General features: G+C 71.4%; 22 protein-coding genes. 6 read left to right on the top strand and 16 right to left on the bottom strand.

The window, feature by feature from the left end:
* The first annotated feature begins 82 nt into the window (after window positions 1–82).
* Window positions 83–1,402 carry a hypothetical protein gene (locus F7P10_RS34515; RefSeq protein ID WP_151015954.1) on the top strand — a complete coding sequence of 440 codons (1,320 nt, stop codon included), beginning with the start codon at window positions 83–85 and terminating at the stop codon, window positions 1,400–1,402.
* Here the strand turns inward: F7P10_RS34515 and F7P10_RS34510 are convergent.
* On the bottom strand, window positions 1,377–1,994 hold the full coding sequence (locus F7P10_RS34510; protein WP_151018461.1) for a hypothetical protein: 618 nt from the start codon (window positions 1,992–1,994) through the stop codon (window positions 1,377–1,379). The two genes, F7P10_RS34515 and F7P10_RS34510, sit on opposite strands and share 26 nt — an antisense overlap.
* 316 nt (window positions 1,995–2,310) lie before the next feature.
* Between F7P10_RS34510 and F7P10_RS34505 the strand changes: the two genes are divergently transcribed.
* Window positions 2,311–2,829: a PH domain-containing protein gene (locus F7P10_RS34505; RefSeq protein ID WP_368077432.1), complete on the top strand. Its 519-nt coding sequence runs from the start codon at window positions 2,311–2,313 to the stop codon at window positions 2,827–2,829.
* Window positions 2,830–3,357: 528 nt separating this feature from the next.
* On the opposite strand, the gene F7P10_RS34495 is transcribed toward F7P10_RS34505, so the two are convergent.
* From F7P10_RS34495 to F7P10_RS34475, 5 genes are all read right to left on the bottom strand, one after another.
* Window positions 3,358–4,815: an FAD-binding oxidoreductase gene (locus F7P10_RS34495; protein WP_254716168.1), complete on the bottom strand. Its 1,458-nt coding sequence runs from the start codon at window positions 4,813–4,815 to the stop codon at window positions 3,358–3,360.
* On the bottom strand, window positions 4,781–5,584 hold the full coding sequence (locus tag F7P10_RS34490) for an ABC transporter permease (RefSeq protein WP_151018458.1): 804 nt from the start codon (window positions 5,582–5,584) through the stop codon (window positions 4,781–4,783). The genes F7P10_RS34495 and F7P10_RS34490 overlap by 35 nt, the downstream gene beginning before the upstream one ends.
* An 86-nt stretch (window positions 5,585–5,670) precedes the next feature.
* Entirely contained in the window at window positions 5,671–6,495 is an 825-nt protein-coding gene (locus F7P10_RS34485) for an ABC transporter permease (RefSeq protein WP_151015952.1), read from the bottom strand.
* 209 nt (window positions 6,496–6,704) lie between these two features.
* Entirely contained in the window at window positions 6,705–7,862 is a 1,158-nt protein-coding gene (locus tag F7P10_RS34480; RefSeq protein WP_254716167.1) for a PotD/PotF family extracellular solute-binding protein, read from the bottom strand.
* A complete protein-coding gene (locus F7P10_RS34475) occupies window positions 7,859–9,037 on the bottom strand; it encodes an ABC transporter ATP-binding protein (protein WP_151015950.1) in 1,179 nt (392 codons plus the stop codon). Before F7P10_RS34475 ends, F7P10_RS34480 begins: the two co-directional genes overlap by 4 nt.
* Window positions 9,038–9,151: 114 nt before the next feature.
* Here F7P10_RS34475 and F7P10_RS34470 point away from each other — a divergent pair, with 114 nt between their 5' ends.
* On the top strand, window positions 9,152–9,409 hold the full coding sequence (locus tag F7P10_RS34470) for a DUF1778 domain-containing protein (RefSeq protein WP_151015948.1): 258 nt from the start codon (window positions 9,152–9,154) through the stop codon (window positions 9,407–9,409).
* 469 nt (window positions 9,410–9,878) lie between these two features.
* On the opposite strand, the gene F7P10_RS34465 is transcribed toward F7P10_RS34470, so the two are convergent.
* Window positions 9,879–10,517, bottom strand: coding sequence for a TetR/AcrR family transcriptional regulator (locus F7P10_RS34465; RefSeq protein ID WP_151015946.1), 639 nt, complete (start codon window positions 10,515–10,517; stop codon window positions 9,879–9,881).
* Between the two features lie 577 nt (window positions 10,518–11,094).
* Complete coding sequence (locus F7P10_RS34460; RefSeq protein WP_368077431.1) at window positions 11,095–11,520, bottom strand: HIT family protein; 426 nt, start codon at window positions 11,518–11,520, stop codon at window positions 11,095–11,097.
* A 68-nt stretch (window positions 11,521–11,588) separates the two neighbouring features.
* On the opposite strand from F7P10_RS34460, the gene F7P10_RS34455 reads away from it, so the two are divergent.
* Window positions 11,589–12,308: an ABC transporter ATP-binding protein gene (locus F7P10_RS34455; RefSeq protein WP_151015942.1), complete on the top strand. Its 720-nt coding sequence runs from the start codon at window positions 11,589–11,591 to the stop codon at window positions 12,306–12,308.
* Window positions 12,305–12,994: a hypothetical protein gene (locus F7P10_RS34450; protein ID WP_151015940.1), complete on the top strand. Its 690-nt coding sequence runs from the start codon at window positions 12,305–12,307 to the stop codon at window positions 12,992–12,994. The genes F7P10_RS34455 and F7P10_RS34450 overlap by 4 nt, the downstream gene beginning before the upstream one ends.
* A gap of 462 nt (window positions 12,995–13,456) precedes the next feature.
* Here F7P10_RS34450 and F7P10_RS34445 read toward each other — a convergent pair whose 3' ends face one another.
* The 3 genes from F7P10_RS34445 to rlmN form a co-directional block, all read right to left on the bottom strand.
* On the bottom strand, window positions 13,457–14,284 hold the full coding sequence (locus F7P10_RS34445) for a YwqG family protein (protein WP_151015938.1): 828 nt from the start codon (window positions 14,282–14,284) through the stop codon (window positions 13,457–13,459).
* A 64-nt stretch (window positions 14,285–14,348) separates the two neighbouring features.
* On the bottom strand, window positions 14,349–14,861 hold the full coding sequence (locus F7P10_RS34440) for a DivIVA domain-containing protein (protein WP_151015936.1): 513 nt from the start codon (window positions 14,859–14,861) through the stop codon (window positions 14,349–14,351).
* A 60-nt stretch (window positions 14,862–14,921) separates the two neighbouring features.
* Window positions 14,922–16,088, bottom strand: a complete 1,167-nt coding sequence (rlmN, locus tag F7P10_RS34435; protein WP_151015934.1) for a 23S rRNA (adenine(2503)-C(2))-methyltransferase RlmN — start codon at window positions 16,086–16,088, stop codon at window positions 14,922–14,924.
* A 115-nt stretch (window positions 16,089–16,203) separates the two neighbouring features.
* Between rlmN and F7P10_RS34430 the strand changes: the two genes are divergently transcribed.
* Entirely contained in the window at window positions 16,204–17,349 is a 1,146-nt protein-coding gene (locus F7P10_RS34430) for a suppressor of fused domain protein (RefSeq protein WP_151015932.1), read from the top strand.
* A gap of 57 nt (window positions 17,350–17,406) precedes the next feature.
* Here F7P10_RS34430 and F7P10_RS34425 read toward each other — a convergent pair whose 3' ends face one another.
* The 5 genes from F7P10_RS34425 to rpsB all read right to left on the bottom strand — a co-directional run bounded on the left by F7P10_RS34425 (window position 17,407) and on the right by rpsB (window position 21,662).
* Entirely contained in the window at window positions 17,407–18,195 is a 789-nt protein-coding gene (locus tag F7P10_RS34425) for a phosphatidate cytidylyltransferase (RefSeq protein ID WP_254716166.1), read from the bottom strand.
* Window positions 18,196–18,272: 77 nt separating this feature from the next.
* Window positions 18,273–18,830 (bottom strand): ribosome recycling factor, encoded by a 558-nt coding sequence (frr, locus tag F7P10_RS34420; RefSeq protein WP_151015928.1) that lies wholly within the window; start codon window positions 18,828–18,830, stop codon window positions 18,273–18,275.
* 113 nt (window positions 18,831–18,943) lie between these two features.
* On the bottom strand, window positions 18,944–19,723 hold the full coding sequence (pyrH, locus tag F7P10_RS34415) for a UMP kinase (RefSeq protein ID WP_151015926.1): 780 nt from the start codon (window positions 19,721–19,723) through the stop codon (window positions 18,944–18,946).
* A gap of 58 nt (window positions 19,724–19,781) precedes the next feature.
* Window positions 19,782–20,618 carry a translation elongation factor Ts gene (gene tsf / locus F7P10_RS34410; RefSeq protein WP_151015924.1) on the bottom strand — a complete coding sequence of 279 codons (837 nt, stop codon included), beginning with the start codon at window positions 20,616–20,618 and terminating at the stop codon, window positions 19,782–19,784.
* An 81-nt stretch (window positions 20,619–20,699) separates the two neighbouring features.
* Window positions 20,700–21,662, bottom strand: coding sequence for a 30S ribosomal protein S2 (gene rpsB, locus F7P10_RS34405; protein WP_151015922.1), 963 nt, complete (start codon window positions 21,660–21,662; stop codon window positions 20,700–20,702).
* Window positions 21,663–21,678 lie beyond the last annotated feature (16 nt).

Below are 21,678 nucleotides of genomic sequence, written 5' to 3'. Positions count from 1 at the left end.
GTTCCGGTCAGCGCGCATGATCGTAAGTTATGGTCGCGATCAATATTCGATCCGGTAATCGCCGTCCCGTTCGAGGAGTGCCATGACGACGGTCGTACTGATCGTGATGTGCGTCGTCGTCGGAGCCCTGGAACTCTACGCGGGCAAGCAGAGCCGGGATCAGGCGCGCGCGTTCACGCGCCGCGTGGACGAACTGAACGAGCAGGTCACCAAGCAGAACAACGTGCTGGTGACGGTCGGCGAGCAGCTCACCGCCGAGCTGGCGCGGGTGAAGCGGGACGTGCTGCCCGCCCTCGACGACCGCGTCCACCGCACCACGGGCCGTGTCGAGGAACTCGCGGACGTCGTGCACCGCGCGGACGAGTTCGTCCGGACCCAGGCGGGGCGGCTGCGCGACCTGGAGCAGCAGCGCATCACGCTCGCCGCGCTGCGCCGCAAGCTGGCCGAGGTCGAGACGTCGGTGCGCGAGGTCGTCGTCGGGGCGGGCGGCGCCGGCGCCTCCGGCGACGTCCGGGAGCAGGTCGACACCGCGCTGGAGCGGCTCGCCGACCTCGAACGGGGCGGCGCGGAGATCCTGGAGCTGCAGCGCACCCTCACCCGCACGCTCGAGGACGTCGAGGACATCGTCGCCGAGCTGCTGCAGTTCACCGAGGGAGCGCTCGACGACGCCGTCACGGCCGCGCTGACCGGCACGCCGCGGTCCCTGCCCGCCGGCTCCACCGGTCCCGGCGGCGGCGCGGGCGGCGCCGGCCGCGCGGGCGCGCTTCCCGGCGGCCTGCCGGGCGGCGTCGGCACCGTCGGCGGCCCGCGCGACGCCGCCGTCACCGCCACGGGCCGGCTCTGGACCCGCGACGACCAGCTCGAGGACATCCTCGGCGACGTCTACGAACGGTGCGTCCGCGCGAACCGGCTGAGCGTCCGGTTCCGGACGGCCGAGGGCGCGGACGGTCTCGAGCCCGGCTCGCCCGAGCGCCGCCGGTACTTCCTCGGCGGCCAGCTCCCCGACGACCTCGCGGGGGCCTTCAGCGCGCTGCTCATCTCCACCGGCGCCGACCTGCCGCCCAGCGGGCTCGCCGGGAACGGCGGAACGCGGCGCGGCCTGGCCCGGGTCGAACCGGGCGTCCCGTCGGGCGTCGAGCCGGCGCGCCCGCCCGAGGACGAGGCGGCGCTGAAGTCGCTGCTGCGCACGCTCGCCGAGTGCTCCGGCGCCGTCGCGCAGATCGGGCCGCTCATGGCCGTCCGCACGCGGGACGAGCTGGTGTGCGCGGTGCTGTCGGCCGGGCAGTCGCTGGAACTGGAGAGCGACGAGGTGTTCTGGGACCCGGCCGCGGCGGCCGTCCGGCTGCGCCGGCTGCCGTCCCACCAGCTGTGGGACCTCACCGCGTGGGCCGCGGCCCCCTAGGCAGCGCGTGCGCCGCGACGCCGTAGGCCCGCACCGTCCGCTCCGCCGGGTCGCCGATCCGCACGTACAGGGGGCAGCGGACGTCCCGCGTCACCGGATCGACCTCCGCGCACAGCCCGACGCCCGCGGCCCGGTCGAGGAACACCACGTTCTCGACGGCGCGGGCACCGCGCACCGCGTACGGCACGGAGTCGGCGTCCCCGGTGTCGAACAGCTCCTCGAAGGTGAGCCGCCGCGCGAACCGCAGCAGGGCGGCCGCGTCCACGACGCGGCTCCCGATCGCCGCGGTCGGACCCGCCACCACGATGCCGAAGCTCGGGTTCTCCCGCCCCCGCACGTAGATCTCCCGGTCCGGCTCCAGACCGCGCCGCCGGTCGGGCACCTGCAGCCCGAACCCCGCGTCGCCGTCCAGGTACGCGGGCGGGCCGAAGCCGTCGCCCGCGCGGCCGGGGACGCGCGCCGCCCCGGCGGGCCGCTCCCAGCCCGGCAGGTACACGCCGAGGCCGCGCAGCAGGAGCCGCCAGATGGGCCGCACCGTGACGTCGGGCGTGAAGTCGACGTCCGGCGGGAAGTCCACGCGGGTGTCCGCCACCGGGTCCGGTACCCCGGGCGCTCCCCGCGGCCCGTGCGCCCCGGTTGCTCCGGGCGGCCCGTGCGCCCCGGTCGCTCCGGGCGCCCCGGTCGCTCCGGGCGTCGCGCCGCCTCCCGTCCCGCCGGTCGCCGTACCGTCTCCCGCACCGCCGCCCGTTCCACCGACCGCACCGCCGCCCATGCCGACCATCATCAGCCGCCCGTCCGCCGCGCACAACCGGGACGCGGGCGTCCGCCGTCCGCACCGCCCGGCCACTGCACCGGCGGCGCCCGGTCGGCTACCTTTGAAGCAACCGGATCATGACGAGGACGCCGCCGTGAATCTGCAGGACATGATGGTCCACCGCGACAACTCGACGCGGACCGTCGACCGCTATCTGATGGGCCACGAGGGACGCGTCATCGCGGTGCGCCGCCATCCCGCGGTGCTGCTGCCGCCCGTCATCGCGTTCGTGGCCGGTCTCATCGTGTGCGGCGCCGCCGCCACCGTCACCGGCGTGTTCTGGATCTGGTGGCTGTGGCTGATCCCCGTCGGCTACCTGCTGTGGAAGGTCATCGCCTGGTCGCTGGAGTTCTTCCTCGTCACCGAGCACCGGGTCATGGTGATCAACGGGGTGCTCAACCGGACGGTCGCGATGATGCCGCTGGCGAAGGTCACCGACATCAACCTGGAGCGCTCGATCACCGGCCAGATGCTCGGCTACGGCGAGTTCGTGATGGAGTCGGCGGGACAGAAGCAGGCACTGCGCAACGTGGGCTTCATGCCGTATCCGGAACAGCTCTACCTCGAGGTGTCGTCGGTCATCTTCGGCACCATCGACGAGTCCCCGGACTGACGCCGGCCCCGGCTGAGAGCCCGGGAGCCCCCCGGCCGAGGGCCCGGCTACCCGGCCCGGTTGCGGGCCCGATTGCCTGGCCCGGTTACCGGCCCGGCTGCCGGCCCGGCTGCGGACCCGGCTGTCGGCGCCGTCGGCGGGCCGATTGCCGGCCCGATTGTCGGCCCAGCTGCCGGCCCGATTGCCGGCCCGGCTACCCGGCCCGGCTGCCGGCCCGGCTGCCCGGCCCGGTTACCGGCTTGGCTGCCCGGCCCGGCTGCCCGGCCCGGTTAACGGCCCGGCTGCCCGGCCCGGCTACCCGGCCCGATTGCCGGCCCGGCTACCCGGCCCGGCTGCCGGGCCCGGCTGCCCGGCCCGGTTAACGGCCCGGCTGCCTGGCCCGGCTGCCTGGCCCGGCTGCCTGGCCCGGTTGCGGGCTCGGCGGTGGCACGGACCTCGTGTGGCACGCCCGCGGGTGTCCGGCCGTTCCGCGGCCCGCCGGCGGGTTCGCGCCGTCCGGCGCCCTCGCCGACGTCCGGCGGCGGCCCGTCAGCTTCCGAAACCGGCGCCGATGCGGTCGAGCGCGCGCAACCACGGTCCGCGCCGTCCGCCCTCCCGGTCGGCCCGCGCCATCGCCCGCCGCGTCAGCTCGATCGCCCCGAACCGCAGTGGCTCGGGCGGGAACGGGACCGGCTTGTCCCGCACCATCGCCAGCCGCGTCCGCTCGGTCTCCTCACCGGGACCGACCCCGAGGTGCAGGAGGTCGAGCATGACGTCCGCGCCGAACCGGGTCGCGCCCACGCCCAGGCCCGTGTAGCCCGCCGCGTACGCGAGCCTGGAGTCGTGGGCGGTGCCGAAGAACGCGCAGAAGCGCGTGCAGGTGTCGACCACGCCGCCCCACGCGTGCGCGAACCGGACGCCGTCCAGCTGAGGGAACGTGGTGAAGAAGTTCCGTGCGAGGGACGCGAACGCGGCGGGGCGGCGTTCGAGTGCGGCGCCGATCCGGCCGCCGAAGTGGTACACCGCGTCGTAGCCGCCCCACACGACGCGGCCGTCCGGCGTCAGCCGGTAGTAGTGGTACCGGTTGCCGCTGTCGCCCACCCCCTGGCGGCGCCGCCACCCGACGGCGTCGCGCTGCGCCCGCGACAGCGGCTCGGTCACGAGCGCGTACTCGTACACCGGCACGACGAACCCGCGCATCCGCCGCAGCAGCGGCGGGAACGCGCCCGTCGCCAGCGCGACCCGGTGCGCCCCGATCGCCCCGTGCGCGCCGTCCAGCCGCAGCCGCCCGCCGTCCGGGCGCAGCCCCGTCACGCGGGTGTCCTCGAAGATCCGCACGCCCAGCGAGCGGCACGCGTCCGCCAGCCCCCACGCCAGCTTCGCCGGGTGCAGCAGCGCCACGGCGTGCCGGTCCCACAGCCCGGCGAGGTACGTCGGGGAGTTCACCTCCGCGCGGACGCCCTCGCGGCCCAGCAGGATCGGCTCCCAGCCGAGCTCGAAGGCGTGCTCCGCCTCCTCCTCCAGCAGCGGGACCTGCCACTCCTGCGTCGCGACCGTCAGTTCGCCGGTCGGGTCCCAGTCGGCGTCGATGCCGTACCGGGTGAGCGTGGCCGCGATGGCCCGCAGGTTCTCCCAGCCGAGCCGCTCGAGGACGTCCATGTCGTCCGGCCACCGCCCCACCCCGTTGAGGAGACCGTGCGTGAGGCTCGCCGAGCAGAACCCGCCGTTGCGTCCGGACGCGGCCGAACCGATCCGGCCCGCCTCCAGCACCACCACGTCCAGGGACGGGTCGCGCTCCTTGGCCCGCAGGGCGGTCCAGAGCCCGCCGTAGCCGCCGCCGACGACCGCCAGATCGCACGCCCGGCGGCCGGTCAGCGCCGGCCCCGGATCGGGCCGCACGGAACCGGCCGTCCAGTACGGGGTGGGCTCCGCGTCCGCCAGTGATCGCGCCACGTGCATGTCGGTGTCGGTGTCAGCGTCCACGTCGGTGTCCGTCCGTCTCCTCATGCGTCCCCTTGCCCGTCCCATCGGCTTGCGGCTCGGCCCGCCCGGATCCGGTGCCTGTTCCGGCGGCGTCCCGTCCGCGAAAGGTGCGCCGGGCGGAACCGACCGCGATCAGCACCCCGACGGCGAAGATCAGCGTCCCCATCACGTTGACCTGCGGCGGCGTCCCCGTGCGCGTCGACCCGTACACCCACAGCGGGAACGTCACGGTCGCGCCGCCGGTGAAGCTCGTGACCACGAAGTCGTCGACGGACAGGACGAACGCCAGGAGCGCGCCCGCCACCACTCCCGGCCGGATCATCGGCAGCGTGACCAGCCGGAACCGCATCCACGGTCCGGCACCCAGGTCGCGCGCGGCCTCCCCCACCGCCGGATCGAGCCCGACCGCGCGGGCGCGGACCGTCACGGTCACGAACGCGATCGAGAACATCACGTGCGCGACCAGGATCGTCGGCGCGCCGCGGGGCACCCCGAACGTGACGAACATCGACAGCAGGGACGCGCCCATCACGAGCTCCGGGCAGGCGATCGCCATGAACAGCAGCAGGTCGGCCGCCCGCCGTCCCCGGAACCGGTACCGGGCGAGCGCGAGACCCGCGAACGTTCCGAGCACCGTCGTGACGGCGGTGCTCGCGAACGCGATCGCCAGCGAGTTCACCAGTGCCCGGGTCAGGTCGCTCCGGTCGAACAGGCGCGCGTACCACTCGAGCGTGAATCCCTCCCAGCGGAAGTTCTGCTTGCCCTGGACGTCGTTGAACCCGAAAAGGATCATCACCGTGATCGGCAGCAGGAGCCAGCCGATCAGCAGCAGCGTGTAGACGTGCAGCGCTCCCGTGCCGGTTCCGTTGCGGGGGCGAGTCACCGCGCGGCCTCCAGGACGCCGCGCGTCCCGAGCGTCCGCGCGTAGACGAAGATCGCGACGAGCAGGATCGCCGTCAGCGTGAACGACAGCGCCGACGCCACCGGGTAGGCGCCGCTCTCGAAGTACTCGGCGCGGATCACGTTGCCGATCATGGTGTCTCCCGGTCCGCCCAGCACCTCGGCGTTCACGAAGTCCGCCGACGCGGGGACGAACGTCATGATCACTCCCGCGAAGACACCGGGCAGCGACAGCGGGAGCACCACCCGTCCGAACGCCTGCGCACGGCCCGCGTACAGGTCGCGCGCGGCCTCGACCGTCCGGGGATCGATCCGCTGCAGCGCCACGTAGATCGGCAGGATCATGAACGGCAGGAAATTGTAGGTGAGGCCCGCCACCACCGCGAACCCGGTGTCGAGAACATGGAAGCCCGCCGGGAGCGGCCCGTGGTCGCGCAGCGGCCCGAGCAGCGGGCCGTTGTCGGACAGCACCTGCCGCCACGCCACGGTCCGCAGGACGAACGACACGAAGTAGGGCAACAGGATCAGGAACAGGTACATCGTCTTGCGGCGGCCCGCGCGGAAGGCGATCCAGTACGCGGCCGGATAGGCGAGCAGGATGCACAGCACCGTCGCCAGAAGGCCGTACCAGAGCGAACGGGCGAACGTCTCACCGTAAGTGCTCAGGCCGTCGGCGTAGTTCTGCCAGTGCAGCGTCTGCCGGAATCCGTCGACGAGATTCCCCGTCTGCAAGGAGAGGGAGACCATGAAGGACAGCGGGATCACGAGGAAGGCCAGCAGCCACAGACCCGCCGGCAGGACCATCAGGTAGGGCGCCGACCTGCCCGGCCTGCTGAACGGTTTGAGCCTGCTTGGCCGACCGAACGGTCCGAGCCTGCCGGACCTGCCGGACCTGCCCGGCCCTGCGGACCCGCTTGATGCGCCCGACCCGTCCGACCTGCCGGACCCGTCCGGCTCGCCCGACCCGTTCGACCCTCCGGACCCGTCCGGCTCGCCGGAGTTGTGGTGGGGCATCACGCGCCCCTGACTATCGCCTGAAATATCTTCTGGTACTCCGTGGCCTCCTCCTGCGAGAAACGCCGGTAATGGCGCAGGCGCGCCATGTCACCCTCGGAAGGGAACACCAGCGGGCTCTCGCTCAACCGGGCCAGGTCCTCCTTCTCCTCGCCGGTCGCCTGTGCGGCGTGCCGCGCGATGATGTCCCGGACCGCCGGCACGGGGGTGATGTAGTTGACGAACTCGGTCAGCGGGGCGTTGTGCTCGGGGACGTACAGCCAGTCCATGAGGGCGAGGGCATCGACCGGGTTCTCGGCGGTCACGGGGACGCACAGATTGTCCGTCCAGATCGTCCCGCCCTCCTCGGGGACGACGAACCGCACGTCCGGGCTCGTGAGGCTGTAGACGTCGCCGGACCACGCCATCGTCAACCAGACGTCGCCCTTGCTGACCGCGTCCACATAGTTCTGCTCGTAGTACTTACGGACGATTCCCGAGTCCCGTTGCTCCCGCAGTTTCCCGGCCGCCCGCTCCCAGTCCGCCCGCGTCGACTTCTCCGGATCGATCCCCAGCAGGAACATCCCGAAGTTGCCCAGCTCCTGGGAATCGCTCATCATTCCGACCCTGCCCTTGTAGCGCGGGTCGAACAGCTGGGAAATGCTCGTGATCTCCTCATCGACGTACTTGGTGTTGTAAGCGATCCCCGTGATCCCCGCCTGGTACGGCACGGTGAACTCGTTGCCCGGATCGTAGGACGGATCCTTGTAGCCGGGGCCCGCGTGAGCCGCGAAATTCTTGAGCCGGCCGTGGTCGAGCGGGGCCAGGTAGCCGAGACGGCGGCAGCGTTCCAGATGGATCCCGTTCGTCATCACCATGAGGTCGAACCCGATCGACTGCCCCGCCGCCAGCGGCGCCTGGATCTTGCCGAACCAGGGGCCCATCTCCTGGATCACTTCCCGATAGGTGACCCCGATACCGGAATCCGCCTCGAACGCCTTGATCGTGGCCCGGTCGTCCTGCATGTACCCGGGCCAGTTCGCCCAGCGCAGCCGCCCGTTCCGCGACTTCCCGGTCCAGAACTCGCCCTCATCGACCGACTTCCCACGGCCCTCGACCCCGCACGCGGCCAGCAGCAGCCCCGCTCCCGACAGCCGCAGGACGTCCCGTCGCCTCACCGTGCACCTCCGATCGCGGTGTCTCCCGCACGTTCCCGGTCGGTTGTCGCCTGGTCTCCCGCACTTCGCCGGTCGCCGGTCACGTGGTCTCCCGCACTTCGCCGGTCGCCGATCACGTAGGAGTGCCGAGGGTCCCACGACAGCCACACCTCGTCGCCCCGATCGGCCACGACGTCCGCCGATGCCGCGTTCTGCGCGAACACCGACACGTTCGCCCCCGCCGACGTACGAACCTCGTAGCTCGTCGAAGCCCCCTGGTACACGACGTCCGTGACCGTTCCGCGGAGCCTGCACGATCGCGGTGACGGCTCGTCCGTCGTCAGCCGCACCTTCTCCGGACGCACCGTCACCTCGATCCGCGTGCCCGCGACCGTCCCTCGCACTTCGATCCGCCCGTCCTTCCCGTGCCCGATCACCGCGCCGTCCCCGGACGTCTCGACGACCTCGCCGTCCAGCACGTTCGACGTCCCGATGAACCCGGCCGCGAATCGCGTCGCGGGCCGCTCGTACACGTCCCGGGGCGTTCCCACCTGCTCGATGCGCCCCTCGTTCATGACCGCGATCCGGTCCGACATCGTCAGCGCCTCCCCTTGGTCGTGCGTCACGTACACGAACGTCACTCCGACGTCCCGTTGCAGCCGCTTCAACTCCGCCTGCATCGCCTGCCGCAGCCGCAGGTCGAGCGCGCCCAGCGGTTCGTCCAGCAGCAGCGCCCGCGGCCGGTTCACCAGCGCCCGCGCCAGCGCGACCCGCTGCTGCTGCCCGCCGGACAGCTCCGTGGGCCGGCGGCGGCCCCCTCCCGCGAGGTCGACCATCTCGAGCATCTCGCCGACCCGCGTCCGGACCTCCGCCCGCCCGGCGCCTCGCCGCCGCAGCCCGAACGCCACGTTGTCGAAGACGCTCATGTGCGGGAACAGCGCGTACGACTGGAACACCATGTTGACGTCGCGCCGCTCCGCCGGGATCCCGTTGACCGTCCGGCCGTCGAGCCGCACCTCACCGGCCGACGGCTCCTCGAACCCGGCGACCATCCGCAACACCGTCGTCTTCCCGCACCCGGACGGCCCCAGCAGCGAGAAGAACTCCCCCTGCGCGACGGCCAGGTCCACGCCCCGCACCGCTTCGGTCCGCCCGTACGCCTTTTCCACCCCGGCGAGTTCGATGGCCGAAATCATGATCAACCTCCTTCGGACGAACAATCCGCCCTGGGCGATTCTCGTCCCTATAGGGGATGTCCGGACAACGCCCCCGGGCGTACGTTGAGGTGCCGAAGAGGAAGGAGGCCGTCCATGCAGCCGTCGGTTCACCACGACCTTCCCGGCTCCCACGACGACCACATCCACCTCCACACGTCCGCGGAACAGCACCATGCCATCCGCAAGGCCGCTGCCCTCATCGGCTGGACGGTCCCCCAGTACGTCCTGTCCGCCGCACTCGACCGCGCCGAACGGGACCTGTACGCGCACGCCGCCCTCCACGACGTCCCGGACGACCCGGCCGCCCCGTCTCCCGACCCGTACCTGGCCATAGCCCAAGCTCTCGGCTGAAGCGTCACCGGCCGCGCTCCCGCGTGGCGGCGATCTGATCGGCTCTCTCGACCGCACGCGGTCTCTTGTGATCACGATGACCGCACTCGCGGCTCGCTTCGTCACGGGAATCGGGCCCGCTCGAATGAGCCCGCCGCACGCTGAGTGACCACCGGCACGCGCCGAGACCTCGGTCGGCGACTCAGGCGGGTGGCAGACCGGGGGCCATGAAGATCAAGGAGCGCCTCCGGGCCCGATCACGGCCCGCCGCGGGACCTTCGCCTCTCATCCGCCTGTGGGGGGTGGGCCCGGCCCCGGCCGGGCCCACCCCCTCACACGTCCACGTCCCCGATCGTCCCTGAACTCGTCGGCCGATCCGAGGAGCAGAGCACCGGCGCCCAGCTTCCTCCGAGCCGCTCCCGCCCGCGGTCCCGAGAATCCGCGCAACGCCCGCGTGGCGCACGATCGGCGACGCGGGCGGTCGATCGGCTCACCCGAACCGGGACGCCAGGCCGCCCTCCAGCAGGTCGAATGCGGCCGCGGCACGGGCGATCGCCGCGCGTGGAACGGCGTCGGCGTTCAGTCCGGCGCGCAGGTCCTGGACGTTCCGATCCCCCAGGATTTGCTGGGTGCCGAAGATCTGCGCCGCGGCCACCCGCGGGCCGGTGTCTTCGCCGGGGGCGATCTCGGCCAGAGCGTCCGCGAGCGCCGCCTCGCTGTGCAGCATGTAGGCGGTCAGGCGCGTGATCAGCGCCTGAGTCGAGTACAGCAGGTGGCGGAACGTGAGCACCCGCGGGTCGTCGTTCAGGCCCGTGACGGGTTCGCGCCGGTCGAGCCCGTCGAGGAAGTGGCGACGCAGCGCGGCGAGCGGCGGCACACCGGGTGCCCGCCCGCGCACGACCGTGGCCGGTTCGTCCTCGTTGTCGGCGAGCCGGTGCAGCACCAGATCCTCTTTGGGCGGGAAGTACGCGAAGGGGGTCGGCTTCGACACCTCCGCGGCGGCCGCGATCTCCGCGAAGGTCACCCCGTCGAAGCCCGACTTCGCGAACAGGGTGATCGCGGCTTCCGAGATCGCCTCGCGGATGCGCTCCTTCTTGCGCTCCCTCAGCTCGGCTCGGTCATAGCCCACCGTAACAATGCACGCTACCGAAACAATATTCTGACCGAGTCAGAATATTAACCGGGTTAAGCTAACGGATGGAGGAAGCCGAGGGACGACCCGGCACGGACATCACGGACACCCCGCTTCCAAGCCTTTCCAAGACCGCGCATACCGCCCGACGCCCGAGTGCCCCGTTTCCAGGCCGACCACCTCCGTCCGGGCCATCACCCGCGCTGGGCGAGCGGAGGCTCCTCGACCGCTGCCCGAGCAGGAACGGCACGTCCCGGTTCACGGCACGTCCCGGTTCACCGCCATCGCGGCATCCCACTCCTCCGCCCCGGCTCGTCCATCGGGGCGGCCAGGCGGGTCGGTAATCCGGTCGCCTGACGGCGACACCCTGTGTGCGGGGAAATCGGTGTGCGGTCTTCCGGCGGACGTCGTGTGGTCTTGGTGCGTTCCGAGCCCGTGGGTCAGAAGGAGCTGCCTGACCAGTGGCTACGAAACAAGGGGTGCTGATTTTCGAATCAGCACCTCGGCGGGCGGCGGTTCACAGCTGACGAGGGTGCGGGCGTGGCAGAGCGTGAGCGGCCCCCGGTCGTGCCGGTCAGTCGAGGGCATCGGCCAGGCGGGCGGCGTGGTCGGCGGCCTCGGCGTCGGAGTCGTACTTGTGGCGTGGCCAGAAGAAACCGCGGAGCCCGTCCTTGCGTTTACGAGGGACGACGTGGACGTGCAGGTGCGGGACACTCTGGCTGATCCGGTTGTTCATGGCCACGAACGATCCCGCGGCGTCGAAGGCCGGCTCCATCGCGGCGGCCAGTCGCTGCGCTTGGGAGAAGAGCGGGCCGAGCAGATCGGGCGGGACGTCCGTCAAGGTCTCGTAGTGGGTGCGCGGGACCAGCAGTGTGTGCCCTTTGAACAGCGGGCGCGCGTCGAGGAACGCCACGGCGTCCGGTACGTCGAGGACGATGTGCGCGGGTCGTTCTCCTTTCACGATCTCGCAGAAGACGCAGGGCTCGGCGGAGTTGGCCATGAGCGGCATTCTGCCCGACGGGCGCCGGCTGACGTCGCTCTTACACGGCGCTCGCTAAAGTGCCCACGGTGCTGTTCGAGAATGTGGCCTTCCGCTACCGCAGGCGGGGCCCGTGGGTTCTCCGAGGCGTCGACCTCGCCCTGGAACCGGGGCGGGTCATCGAGGTCACGGGAAGCAACGGCGCGGGGAAGTCCACCTTCCTGCGGCTGGTCGCCGGCCTGCGGCGACCAGGCAGGGGGACGGTCAGCGGGCGCCCGCGCCGTGTGGGGTACGCGCCCGAACGGTTCCCCGTCGACCAGCCGTTCACGGTTCGGTCCTATCTGACGCACATGGCCTCCATCAGGGGTGTTCGGGCGGACGCGGTCGGCGGATGGGCGGAGCGGCTCGGGTTCGCGCGTCTGCTCGACGTGCGGCTCCCGGAACTGTCCAAGGGCAGCGCGCAGAAGGTCGGGCTCGCCCAGGCTCTGTTGGACGACCCCGGGCTCCTCGTGCTGGACGAGCCGTTCGCCGGACTGGACGCGGCGACGCGCGAGACACTCCCCGGCCTGGTCTCCGACCTCGCCGCGCGCGGCGCCATCGTCGTCATCAGCGACCATCAGCGGTGCATCGAACCTCTGCCCGGCGTCGGGCGGGTGCGTGTGGCCGACGGCACGGTCACCGTGCTGGAGGAGGGCGCGGCAATGCCCGAGCAGGCCGTCTTGGAGGTCGTGGTCGCCGAGGACGAACTCGACACCGTGGAGGCCAAGCTGCGTGCGGACGGGTACCGGGTACGGAGGCCCGCGCGGTGATCACGATCGTCCGGTTCCAGACGGCGGCCTACATCCGGTCGCTGCGCGTCCTGCCTCCATTGATCGCCGTCGTGTTCATCGTGGGCCTGATGCTGTCGCAGGCACCGGGCGGACCGGAGGCGGCGGAACTCGCGGTCGGCACGTTCGGCGACGGCGCGGCGTTCATGTTCCCCATCTGGGCCTGGGCGGCGCGCGGCCTCCTCGACACGGCACCGGACGAGCAGCGGGCACTGACGGCCGCCGCGGCACGGCACCCTCGGGCTCCCGTCTGGGCGGGACTGTTCGCCGCGTACCTGGTGAATCTGGGTCTGGGCATCGTCGCACTGGCTGCTCCTCTCGGTCATGCGGTATCACTGGGCTCACCCGGCCCCGCCGTGCTTGCCGGGTGCGCGCTCAACGCGCTCGTGGCGGCCGCGGGGACGCTGCTCGGCGCGTGGACGAGCAGGGCCGTCCTCCCCTCTCCCGGGGTCTCGCTGCTGACGCTCATCGGCGGAGCGACCGCGCTGATCCTGCTCGGCCTCGGCCCGTTCTCCGGTCTCTCGGTGCCGATGATCGACTGGCTGCGGGCGGCGCACGACGGCTCGGACGTTTTCGTCTCGGACTTCTCCGGGATCGCGCTGCACCTGTCGATCTGGACGGGACTGGTCGGAGCCGCCTACATCGCGACCGACCGTTTCCGCTCCTGAGCTCGCGCACCGGCGCCTCCTCATCCGTCATCGGCGCCCCTGCGAACGGCGGCGCTCCCCGGCCCGGATGACAACACCCCCGGATGATCGATGACCGGGACAGTCAGTCATGCCCAGCCCCGCGACCAAGATCCCGCTTGCCGGGGACACGAAGTAGGCAACGGTGGCGGGACGGCCGAGTGCCGGACGCTGCGCGGTGTGGCCGGCGTGCCGGACGCCTGCGCCGTCCGTCCGGCGCCCGTCGACCGCCCTCCATCGGCCGCCACCAGCCACCCCGATGCACGCGGCCCCGGTCGGCCGGTGCGGTAGTGGCCCGCCGGATGGTCGGCGGCCCTCGTTGAGGCGAACATGAAGCCGTCGACGCCAGTGGCCGGTGCTCGTGGCTGGGGCTTCGAGCGGGGCGGCGCCGGCCAGGCGACGATGCGCTTTGCGTCCGCTGTGGCGTGGACGGGGCAACGCGGTTCACGCGGCTTGCACGGTCAGCCATGCGTCCTCCAGAGGGGCGTCGCGGCGACCGCAGAAGTAGACGCGGCCGGGGTCGCCCCAGTACCAGCCGAGGCGACGGTCGGAGTCGAGTTGGAGCAGGAGGCGCCAGTCCTCGGCCGCGCGTGCCTCCTCGTGCGAGAGCACCGGTGAGCCGAGAGACTCGAGGGGGCGTCCGGTGGACGCGTACAAGCAGTCGGGTTCGATCGGACGCTGGACAAGGGCCGGCCAGCCGCCCAGCTGGTGGGCCGGAACGCCGTCGGGTTCGAGATGCCGCGACCACACGGCGTGCAACTGCCAGTAGACGGCCAGAAGCCCGGGATACCTCATCTCCAGGCGCCGGAGGGTCGGCTCCTGCGGAGAAGGCAGGGACAGGAACGGGACGGCGTGCAGGCGAGTGCTGGGGAAGACCACGGCGCCGGGCGGTGGGGACGCGCGTTCAAGAGCGCCGGTGAAGACGCGCCAGCCGTCGCGCTGGGCCGCCGCGTCGCCCCAGGGCCGCGGCACCTCGCTGGCGTAGTAGAAGGCGGCGGATCCCGTGGCGGGCACCCCGGGTATCGCGCCTGACGCCGGCAGGTCGGCGAAGTCGATGACGCCGAGGAAGTCCAGTGGCCGTCCGCCCCACTCCGGCCACGGCACCCCCGCCGGCAGGCGCGGGGTGCCCCCGAGGTCGACCGGGGTACCCTCACCCTCGGTGAGCCGGAGGGCGGGCCGGGCCAGGGGGAGCACGGCGCCGAGCATCTCGGGGGCGAGGAAGATCTCGAGGAGGTGGCGCAGCCGCCGCCGCTGCGCGGTGAATTCGTCCATGCACGTAGCGTTGCGCGCCGCGGAGGCGTTCGCCACCCCGCCGGAAAACTGTGGATAACTCTCGTCAGCGGCGTTCGAGGGCGTCCGTGAGCTGGGTGAGGAACGTGTCGACCTCGCCCACGTCGTAACCGGGACTCAGACGGGTCATGCGGAAAACGCTGGCGCGCACGTCGGCGGGGGTCACCGGCGGGGCGGTACCGCGCAGGCCCGCGATGACGCGTTCCAGGAAGGCGTCCACGTCCCGCACGTCGTACCCCGTCCGCACGCGCACGCTGGGGAATCGCGCGTTCTGGATCCAGGAGATCAGCCAGTCCGGATGGACGCGCGGACGGCCGGCGCGCTCGCCGATCGGTCCGGCCGCCTGCAGGTCACGGATGCACTCGCAGACCAGTTCGTCCACCGCGCGGGGATCGTAGCCGCGCAGGACGACGTCGAAGCGCCGCGCGCGGACCTCGTCGGCGGTCAGCGGCGCCCCACCGTTCAACGACCTGCGGATCTCCTCGAGCAGGCCGTCCACCTGCTCCCGGTCGTAGCCCCGGAGGACGACGGGCAGCCGCGTGTCCTTCTTGCCCCGCACAGGTGCTCCTCAACTGTTCCCCGCGCCCGGCCGGGGTGCGGGGGAGCACACCGCGGGCGCTCAGTCCTCGGTCGAGGCGGCCAGCTGTCCGCAGGCCCCGTCGATCTCCCTGCCCCGAGTGTCGCGCACCGTGACCGGGACTCCGTGGTGCTCCAGCCGCCGGACGAACTCCCGTTCGTCCTCCGGCCGGGACGCGGTCCACTTGGAGCCCGGCGTCGGGTTCAACGGGATCAGATTGACGTGTGCCAGATGCCCGCGCAAGAGCCTGCCGAGAAGATCCGCCCGCCACGCCTGGTCGTTGACGTCCTTGATGAGTGCGTACTCGATCGACACGCGGCGACCGCTGCGGTCGGCGTACGCCCACGCGGCGTCCAGGACCTCGGCGACCTTCCAGCGGTTGTTGACCGGGACGAGGTCGTCGCGGAGCTCGTCGTCGGGCGCGTGCAGCGACACGGCGAGCCGCACGGACAGGTCCTCGGCGGCCAGCTTCTCGATGGCGGGCACGAGCCCGACCGTCGAGACAGTGACCGAGCGTTGCGAGATGCCCAGCCCGGCGGGCGCGGGATCGGTGATGCGGCGCACCGCGCCCATGACGGACTTGTAGTTCGCCAAGGGCTCGCCCATGCCCATGAAGACGATGTTGGACACACGTCCCGGACCACCTGGGACACGTCCACGGGCCAGTGCGCGCGCGCCCGCGGCGACCTGCTCGACGATCTCGGCCGTGGAAAGGTTCCGGGTGAGCCCCGCCTGCCCGGTGGCGCAGAACGGGCAGTTCATGCCGCACCCGGCCTGCGAGGAGACGCACATGGTGGCCCGGTCGGGATAGCGCATCAGCACGGATTCGAACAGGACGCCGTCGAACGCCTTCCAGACGGTCTTGAGCGTCTTGCCGCCGTCGCAGTCCATCTCACGGACGGGCGTGAGCAGCGACGGCAGCAGCGCGGAGACGAGGCGGTCGCGGGCCGCGGCCGGGAGGTCGGTCATCTCGGCGGGGTCGTCGACCAGGCGGGCGAAGTAGTGCCGTGACAGCTGGTCGGCCCGGAACGGCTTCTCGCCCAGGTCGGCGACCGCCGCGCGGCGCTCCGCGGGGGCGAGGTCGGCGAGGTGCCGCGGCGGCTTGCCGCGCCGGGGCGCGGCGAAGACCAGCTTCGCCGGCGTCTTGCGGGGCGCGGAGCCGTCCGGCTGCCCGGTGGTTCCGGTGGCTGGCTCGGTGGTGGCAGACATGGTGCTTCCAGTGTCGCAAACACCCGCGTGTGCCTCGACCGTCCGTCCGGGCCCGCCGCTCGGGCGATGGGCGACATGACTGCACATGATCTCGTGGACGACTAAGGTCTCGATCATGTCGGTTTTGCGCAGGGGCGCCGCCGCGGCCCGGAACCGGGCCGCGGCCGTCGTCCACGCCGAGACCAGCCCGTACGGAAGCCGCCGGCTCGTCATCGAGACCGACGGCACCGTCACCGCCGCGTACCTGAAGGATCCGGGAGAATCCGTCGTCGGTGCCGTGTGGGTCGCCAACCACCGCGCCGCACCGGAGGGCCTGGACCGGACCCGGCTGGACGCGGGCACGGCGCCCCTCCTGCCGGAGTCGCACGTCCGGCGCCCCGAGGGACGGGACGTCCCGGAGGCCGGCGCCCTGGAGGTCGTCTGGTTCGAGGAGGGCGACGGTGTCGCCGTTCTCGAAGCGGGAGACCCGCTCTTCGTCATCCCTGGATGGTCCGACATGGGGCGGGGAATCCCCGGTTACGCCCGGGACGCCGCCGAGCAGAGCCCGTTCGCGTTCCCCCTCGCAGAGGAGATCGCCGACTTCGGAACCCGCATAGACCGCGCGCGCGTCCACTGGAAGACCTCGCGTGCCAAGAACTCTTGGGCGGATTACCAGCAGTCCGTCCTCGGGCATCTGCTGCAACGGGTCGGCCCAGGTGGACGTTACCTGCACGATGTGGGACGGCGTTCGGCCAACGGCAAGCCCGGCACCATGCCGACCGTCGGGCTCACGGAACGCCCGCCACGTGACGGCCGGGAGTTCACCGTGTTGAGCACGGTCGGGATGAGCCTGCAGCGCATGCCGACGATCGAACTGTACGAGCAGGACGTCTCCCCCTACGCCCGCATAGAGCTCGCCTTGGCAAGCACACTGCCCGCCCGCCGGACCGGCGACGTCTTCCCCTGGCTCGCGCCGCGTCCCTGGCGTTCGGTGACGTGGTTCGCACCCGGTGACGTCGTCAAGTGGCCTCACGACGACCGCCCGTTCCCCATGGGCGGTGAAGGGAGGGAGTGGGCGGGCGTCCTCCTCTTGGAGGACCCGACCCGGCTCACCGGGCCGGCTCCCCCCGCGTTGACCGGCCTGACCGTACAAGGCGACCCCGTACGATGGCTATGGCTCGTCCCCGTCACCGCCGAGGAGCACCGCTTCGCCAAGACGGAGGGGTCGGATGCTCTCGTACGGCGACTCGCCCGCGAGGGACGCACATGGGTGCTGTCTTAAGCCCTTGGGGACGTCTTAAGCCGGGCCCGCGTGCCCGTCACGTGACCACCGCGCCGGTCACGTGGTGGGGACGAACAGTTCCAGGAGCAGCCACACCACGGGGGCGGTCGCCACGAGGGAGTCGAGGCGGTCCATCACACCGCCGTGGCCGGGCAGCAGGGTCCCCATGTCCTTGATCCCCAGGTCCCGCTTGACCATCGACTCGATGAGATCGCCGACGGTCGCGGTGAACACGACCGCGAGGCCGATCACGACGCCGTGCCAGATCCGCCCGCCGTCCAGCAGCCACCACACCAGCCAGCCGCCGACGGCCATGCACGTCAGGGCCGAACCGGTGAAGCCCTCCCAGGTCTTCTTGGGGCTGATCGTCGGCGCCATCTTGTGCCTGCCCAGGAACGACCCGGCGAAGTAGCCGCCGATGTCGCTGGCGACGGTCGTCGCCACGAAGATCACGATGCGGTGGTCGCCGTCGCCGGGCGCCATGAGCAGCGCGACGATCCCGCCCATGAGGACGAGCCATCCGCTGGTGAGCGCCCCCGCGGAGACGTCCCGCACGTAGCCGTCCGACCCCTCCGTCATCCGCGTGACGAGCAGGGCCAGGATCGTCAGGGACACCGCGGCGACCACCGCGGTGGAGCCCCAGATGTAGGCGACGACCGGAGTCGCCACCATCCCCGTCGCGACCGGGATGAACGGCACCCGGATGTCGCGGCTCTTGAACGCCTCGGTCAGCTCGCGCATGCCGAGGAAGAGGAAGAGCACCATGACGCCAAGGAAGATCTCCTTGACGGTGTAGAGCGACACCAGTACCAGTGCGCCGAGGCCGGCGCCCACGCCGATGGCCATGGGGAGGTTACGGCCGGTCTTGCCCGCGCGCGGCTTATCCGGGGAGCCCGTGGGCTCCCCGGCGTCGTCGAGTTCCATCACACTTCGAGCAGTTCGGCCTTCTTGTGCTCGAGCAACTCGTCGATCTGCGCCGTGTACCGGTGCGTGGTGTCGTCGAGTTCCTTCTCGGCACGGCGGACCTCGTCCTCACCGGCCTCGCCGTCCTTGGCGAGCTTGTCGAGGGTGTCCTTGGCGCGCCGCCGGACGTTGCGGATGGAGATCTTGCTGTCCTCGGCCTTACCGCCCGCGACCTTGATGAACTCCCTGCGGCGCTCCTCCGACAGCTCGGGGAAGACGACGCGGATGACGTTGCCGTCGTTGGTGGGGTTCACGCCGAGGTCGCTGTCCCGAATGGCCCTCTCGACCGCCTGCATGGACGACTTGTCGAAGACCTGCACGATGACCAGCCGCGGTTCGGGCAGCGTGAACGAAGCGAGCTGGTTGATCGGCGTCGGGGTGCCGTAGTACTCCGCGGTGATCTTGTTGAACATCGCGGGGGTGACCCGGCCGGTGCGGATGGCCTGGAAGTCCTCCTTGGCGACCGCGACCGCCTTCTCCATCTTCTCCTCGGCTTCGAGGAGGGTCTCGTCGATCACTGTGACTCCCGTGTCATCTGGTCGGCCCTGTACGTGCGGTGCTGCCTCTGCGGCCCGCGCCGCACGGGAACCGCGCCCGCGCACGATCCCCGCGAAATGCGGTCGGGCCGTGGTCAGCCCTGTGCCGGGCTGACCAGCGTGCCGATCTTCTCACCCCGGACGGCCCGGACGATGTTGCCCTGCCCCATCAGGTCGAAGACCACGATGGGGAGCGCGTTGTCCATGCAGAGGCTGATGGCCGTGGCGTCCATGACCTTCAGTCCCCGCTGTAGAACTTCACCGTAATCCAAATGGTCGAACTTGACCGCCTCTGGATTCTTGCGGGGGTCGGCATCGTAGACGCCGTCCACCTGGGTCGCCTTGAGCACGGCCTCCGCACCGATCTCCAGCGCGCGCTGCGCGGCGGTGGTGTCGGTGGAGAAGAACGGCTGGCCGAGCCCGGCACCGAAGATGACGACGCGGCCCTTCTCCAGGTGCCGGATGGCGCGCCGAGGAATGTACGGCTCGGCCACCTGGCTCATGGTGATGGCGGTCTGGACCCGGGTGTCGATGCCGAGCTTCTCCAGGAAGTCCTGGAGCGCCAGGCAGTTGATGACCGTCCCGATCATGCCCATGTAGTCGGCGCGGCCGCGGTCCATGCCGCGCTCGGCCATGACCGCGCCGCGGAACATGTTGCCGCCGCCGCACACGACCGCGACCTCGACACCGTCGCGCACCGCCTCGGCGATGCCCTCGGCGACGTGCTGCACGATCTGCGGGTCGATGCCGAGCGGGTCGCGTCCGGCGAACGCCTCCCCCGACAGCTTCAGCAGCACTCGCTTCCAACCCGCGCCCGGCGCGTGCCGGGCGGACGACGAGGCCGCCGTCGCGCTAGTGGTCGTCTTCTCCGGCACGTCGGCGGCCTCCTCGTTGTGTCCGTCTTCTGCCCTGGTCCCCGTTTCCAGGGTGCCCTCAGGCCTGCCCGACCTTGAACCGGGCGAACCGGACGACCTTGACGCCCGCCTCGTCCAGCACCTTGGCGATCGTCTTCTTGCCGTCCTTGACGAACGCCTGCTCCAGCAGGACGAAGTCGCGGAAGTAGGCGTTGACCCGGCCCTCGACGATCTTCGGGATGGCCTGCTCGGGCTTGCCCTCGTCGCGGGTCAGCTGCTCGGCGAGCGCCCGCTCCTTCTCGATCGCCTCGGCGGGGATCTCGTCGCGGGTCACGTACTTGGGCGCCATCGCCGCGATTTGCTGGGCGATGTCCTTGGCGACCTCGGGGTTCTCGGCGTCCAGCTCGACCAGCACGCCGGTCGTCGGCGGCAGCTGAGGGTCGGACTTGTGCAGGTAGCTGGCCACGTAGGCGCCCTGGAAGTGGGCGAAGCGGCGCAGCTCGAGCTTCTCGCCGATCTTGGCGCTGTTCTCCTCGATCAGGGCCTGAACGGTCTTGCCCGGCTCGATCTCGGCGGTCAGCAGCGCGGCCGTGTCGGCGGCGCCGCCGGTCGCGGCGAACCGGACCAGACGGTCGGCCAGCTCGATGAACTGCGCGTTCTTCGCGACGAAGTCGGTCTCGCAGTTGAGCTCCAGCAGGGCGCCGTTGCCGGAGTCGGCAAAGTACTCGGCGACCAGGCCGTTGCCGGCGGTGCGCTCGGCGCGCTTGCCGACGTCCTTGGCACCCTTGAGGCGCAGCAGCTCGGTGGCCTTCTCGAAGTCGCCGTCCGCCTCGGTCAGGGCGTTCTTGACGGCCATCATTCCGGCGCCGGTCAGGTCGCGGAGCCGCTTGACGTCAGCGGCGGTGAAGTTCGCCATCGCTCTCTTCGCTTCTCTCGTCGTTGGTCGTGGACCCGCGACGATCCCGGCGGCCCGTGACGGGCCACCGGGATCGCGGGATCAAGCCTGCTCGGCCTCGGCGTTCGCCTGCTCCGGCTCGGCCGGGGCCTCGGCCGGGGCGGGGGCCTCGGCCTCCGCGGAGCCCTCGGCCGGGGCGGCGGTCTCCGCCGGAGCGGCGGTCTCGGCCGGGGCGGCGGTCTCGGCCGGAGCGGCCTCGGCGGCGGTCTCGGCGGACTGCTTCTCCAGCAGCTCGCGCTCCCACTCGGGCAGCGGCTCGGCGGCGGACGCGGCGCCCTCGGCGGGCTTCTCGTCACCGCCGGCACCGGCGCCGGCACGGGCGATCAGGCCGTCGGCGACGGCGTCGGCGACCACGCGCGTCAGCAGGCTGACGCTGCGGATCGCGTCGTCGTTGCCGGGAACCGGGTAGTCGACCTCGTCGGGGTCGCAGTTGGTGTCCAGGATCGCGACGACCGGGATGCCGAGCTTCTTGGCCTCGTTGACCGCGATGTGCTCCTTCTTGGTGTCCACGATCCAGATGGCGCTCGGAACCTTCGCCATGTCGCGGATACCGCCGAGGGTGCGCTCCAGCTTGTCCTTCTCGCGGCGCAGACCGAGGAGTTCCTTCTTGGTCATGCCGGAGCCGGCCACGTCGTCGTAGTCGATCTCCTCCAGCTCCTTGAGCCGGGTGAGCCGCTTGTGGACGGTGGAGAAGTTGGTGAGCATGCCGCCCAGCCAGCGCTGGTTGACGAAGGGCATGCCGACCCGGGTGGCCTGCTCGGCGATGGCCTCCTGGGCCTGCTTCTTGGTGCCGACGAACAGGATCGTGCCGCCGTGCGCGACCGTGGCCTTGACGAACTCGTAGGAACGGTCGATGTAGGACAGCGACTGCTGCAGGTCGATGATGTAGATGCCGTTGCGCTCGGTGAGGATGAAGCGCTTCATCTTCGGGTTCCACCGGCGGGTCTGGTGGCCGAAGTGGACGCCGCTCTCAAGGAGCTGCCGCATGGTGACGACGGGTGCCATGGCCCGTGTTCTCCTT

Origin of the sequence: Actinomadura sp. WMMB 499, assembly GCF_008824145.1 — a bacterium.
GTDB lineage: Bacteria > Actinomycetota > Actinomycetes > Streptosporangiales > Streptosporangiaceae > Spirillospora.
The sequence above is the reverse complement of the archived record's forward strand: the minus strand, read 5'-3'. Positions and strand labels throughout refer to the sequence as shown.

Excerpts from the sequence above, each read along its gene's own strand:
- rlmN (WP_151015934.1), bottom strand. The coding sequence starts at position 16,088 with ATGTCTGCCACCACCGAGCCAGCCACCGGAACCACCGGGCAGCCGGAC.
- F7P10_RS34475 (WP_151015950.1), bottom strand. The coding sequence starts at position 9,037 with ATGATTTCGGCCATCGAACTCGCCGGGGTGGAAAAGGCGTACGGGCGG.
- F7P10_RS34495 (WP_254716168.1), bottom strand. The coding sequence starts at position 4,815 with ATGAGGAGACGGACGGACACCGACGTGGACGCTGACACCGACACCGAC.
- F7P10_RS34425 (WP_254716166.1), bottom strand. The coding sequence starts at position 18,195 with ATGGCCATCGGCGTGGGCGCCGGCCTCGGCGCACTGGTACTGGTGTCG.
- F7P10_RS34445 (WP_151015938.1), bottom strand. The coding sequence starts at position 14,284 with ATGGACGAATTCACCGCGCAGCGGCGGCGGCTGCGCCACCTCCTCGAG.
- F7P10_RS34460 (WP_368077431.1), bottom strand. The coding sequence starts at position 11,520 with ATGGCCAACTCCGCCGAGCCCTGCGTCTTCTGCGAGATCGTGAAAGGA.
- F7P10_RS34470 (WP_151015948.1), top strand. The coding sequence starts at position 9,152 with ATGCAGCCGTCGGTTCACCACGACCTTCCCGGCTCCCACGACGACCAC.
- rpsB (WP_151015922.1), bottom strand. The coding sequence starts at position 21,662 with ATGGCACCCGTCGTCACCATGCGGCAGCTCCTTGAGAGCGGCGTCCAC.
- F7P10_RS34515 (WP_151015954.1), top strand. The coding sequence starts at position 83 with ATGACGACGGTCGTACTGATCGTGATGTGCGTCGTCGTCGGAGCCCTG.
- F7P10_RS34430 (WP_151015932.1), top strand. The coding sequence starts at position 16,204 with ATGTCGGTTTTGCGCAGGGGCGCCGCCGCGGCCCGGAACCGGGCCGCG.
- tsf (WP_151015924.1), bottom strand. The coding sequence starts at position 20,618 with ATGGCGAACTTCACCGCCGCTGACGTCAAGCGGCTCCGCGACCTGACC.
- F7P10_RS34485 (WP_151015952.1), bottom strand. The coding sequence starts at position 6,495 with ATGGTCCTGCCGGCGGGTCTGTGGCTGCTGGCCTTCCTCGTGATCCCG.
- F7P10_RS34490 (WP_151018458.1), bottom strand. The coding sequence starts at position 5,584 with ATGATCCTTTTCGGGTTCAACGACGTCCAGGGCAAGCAGAACTTCCGC.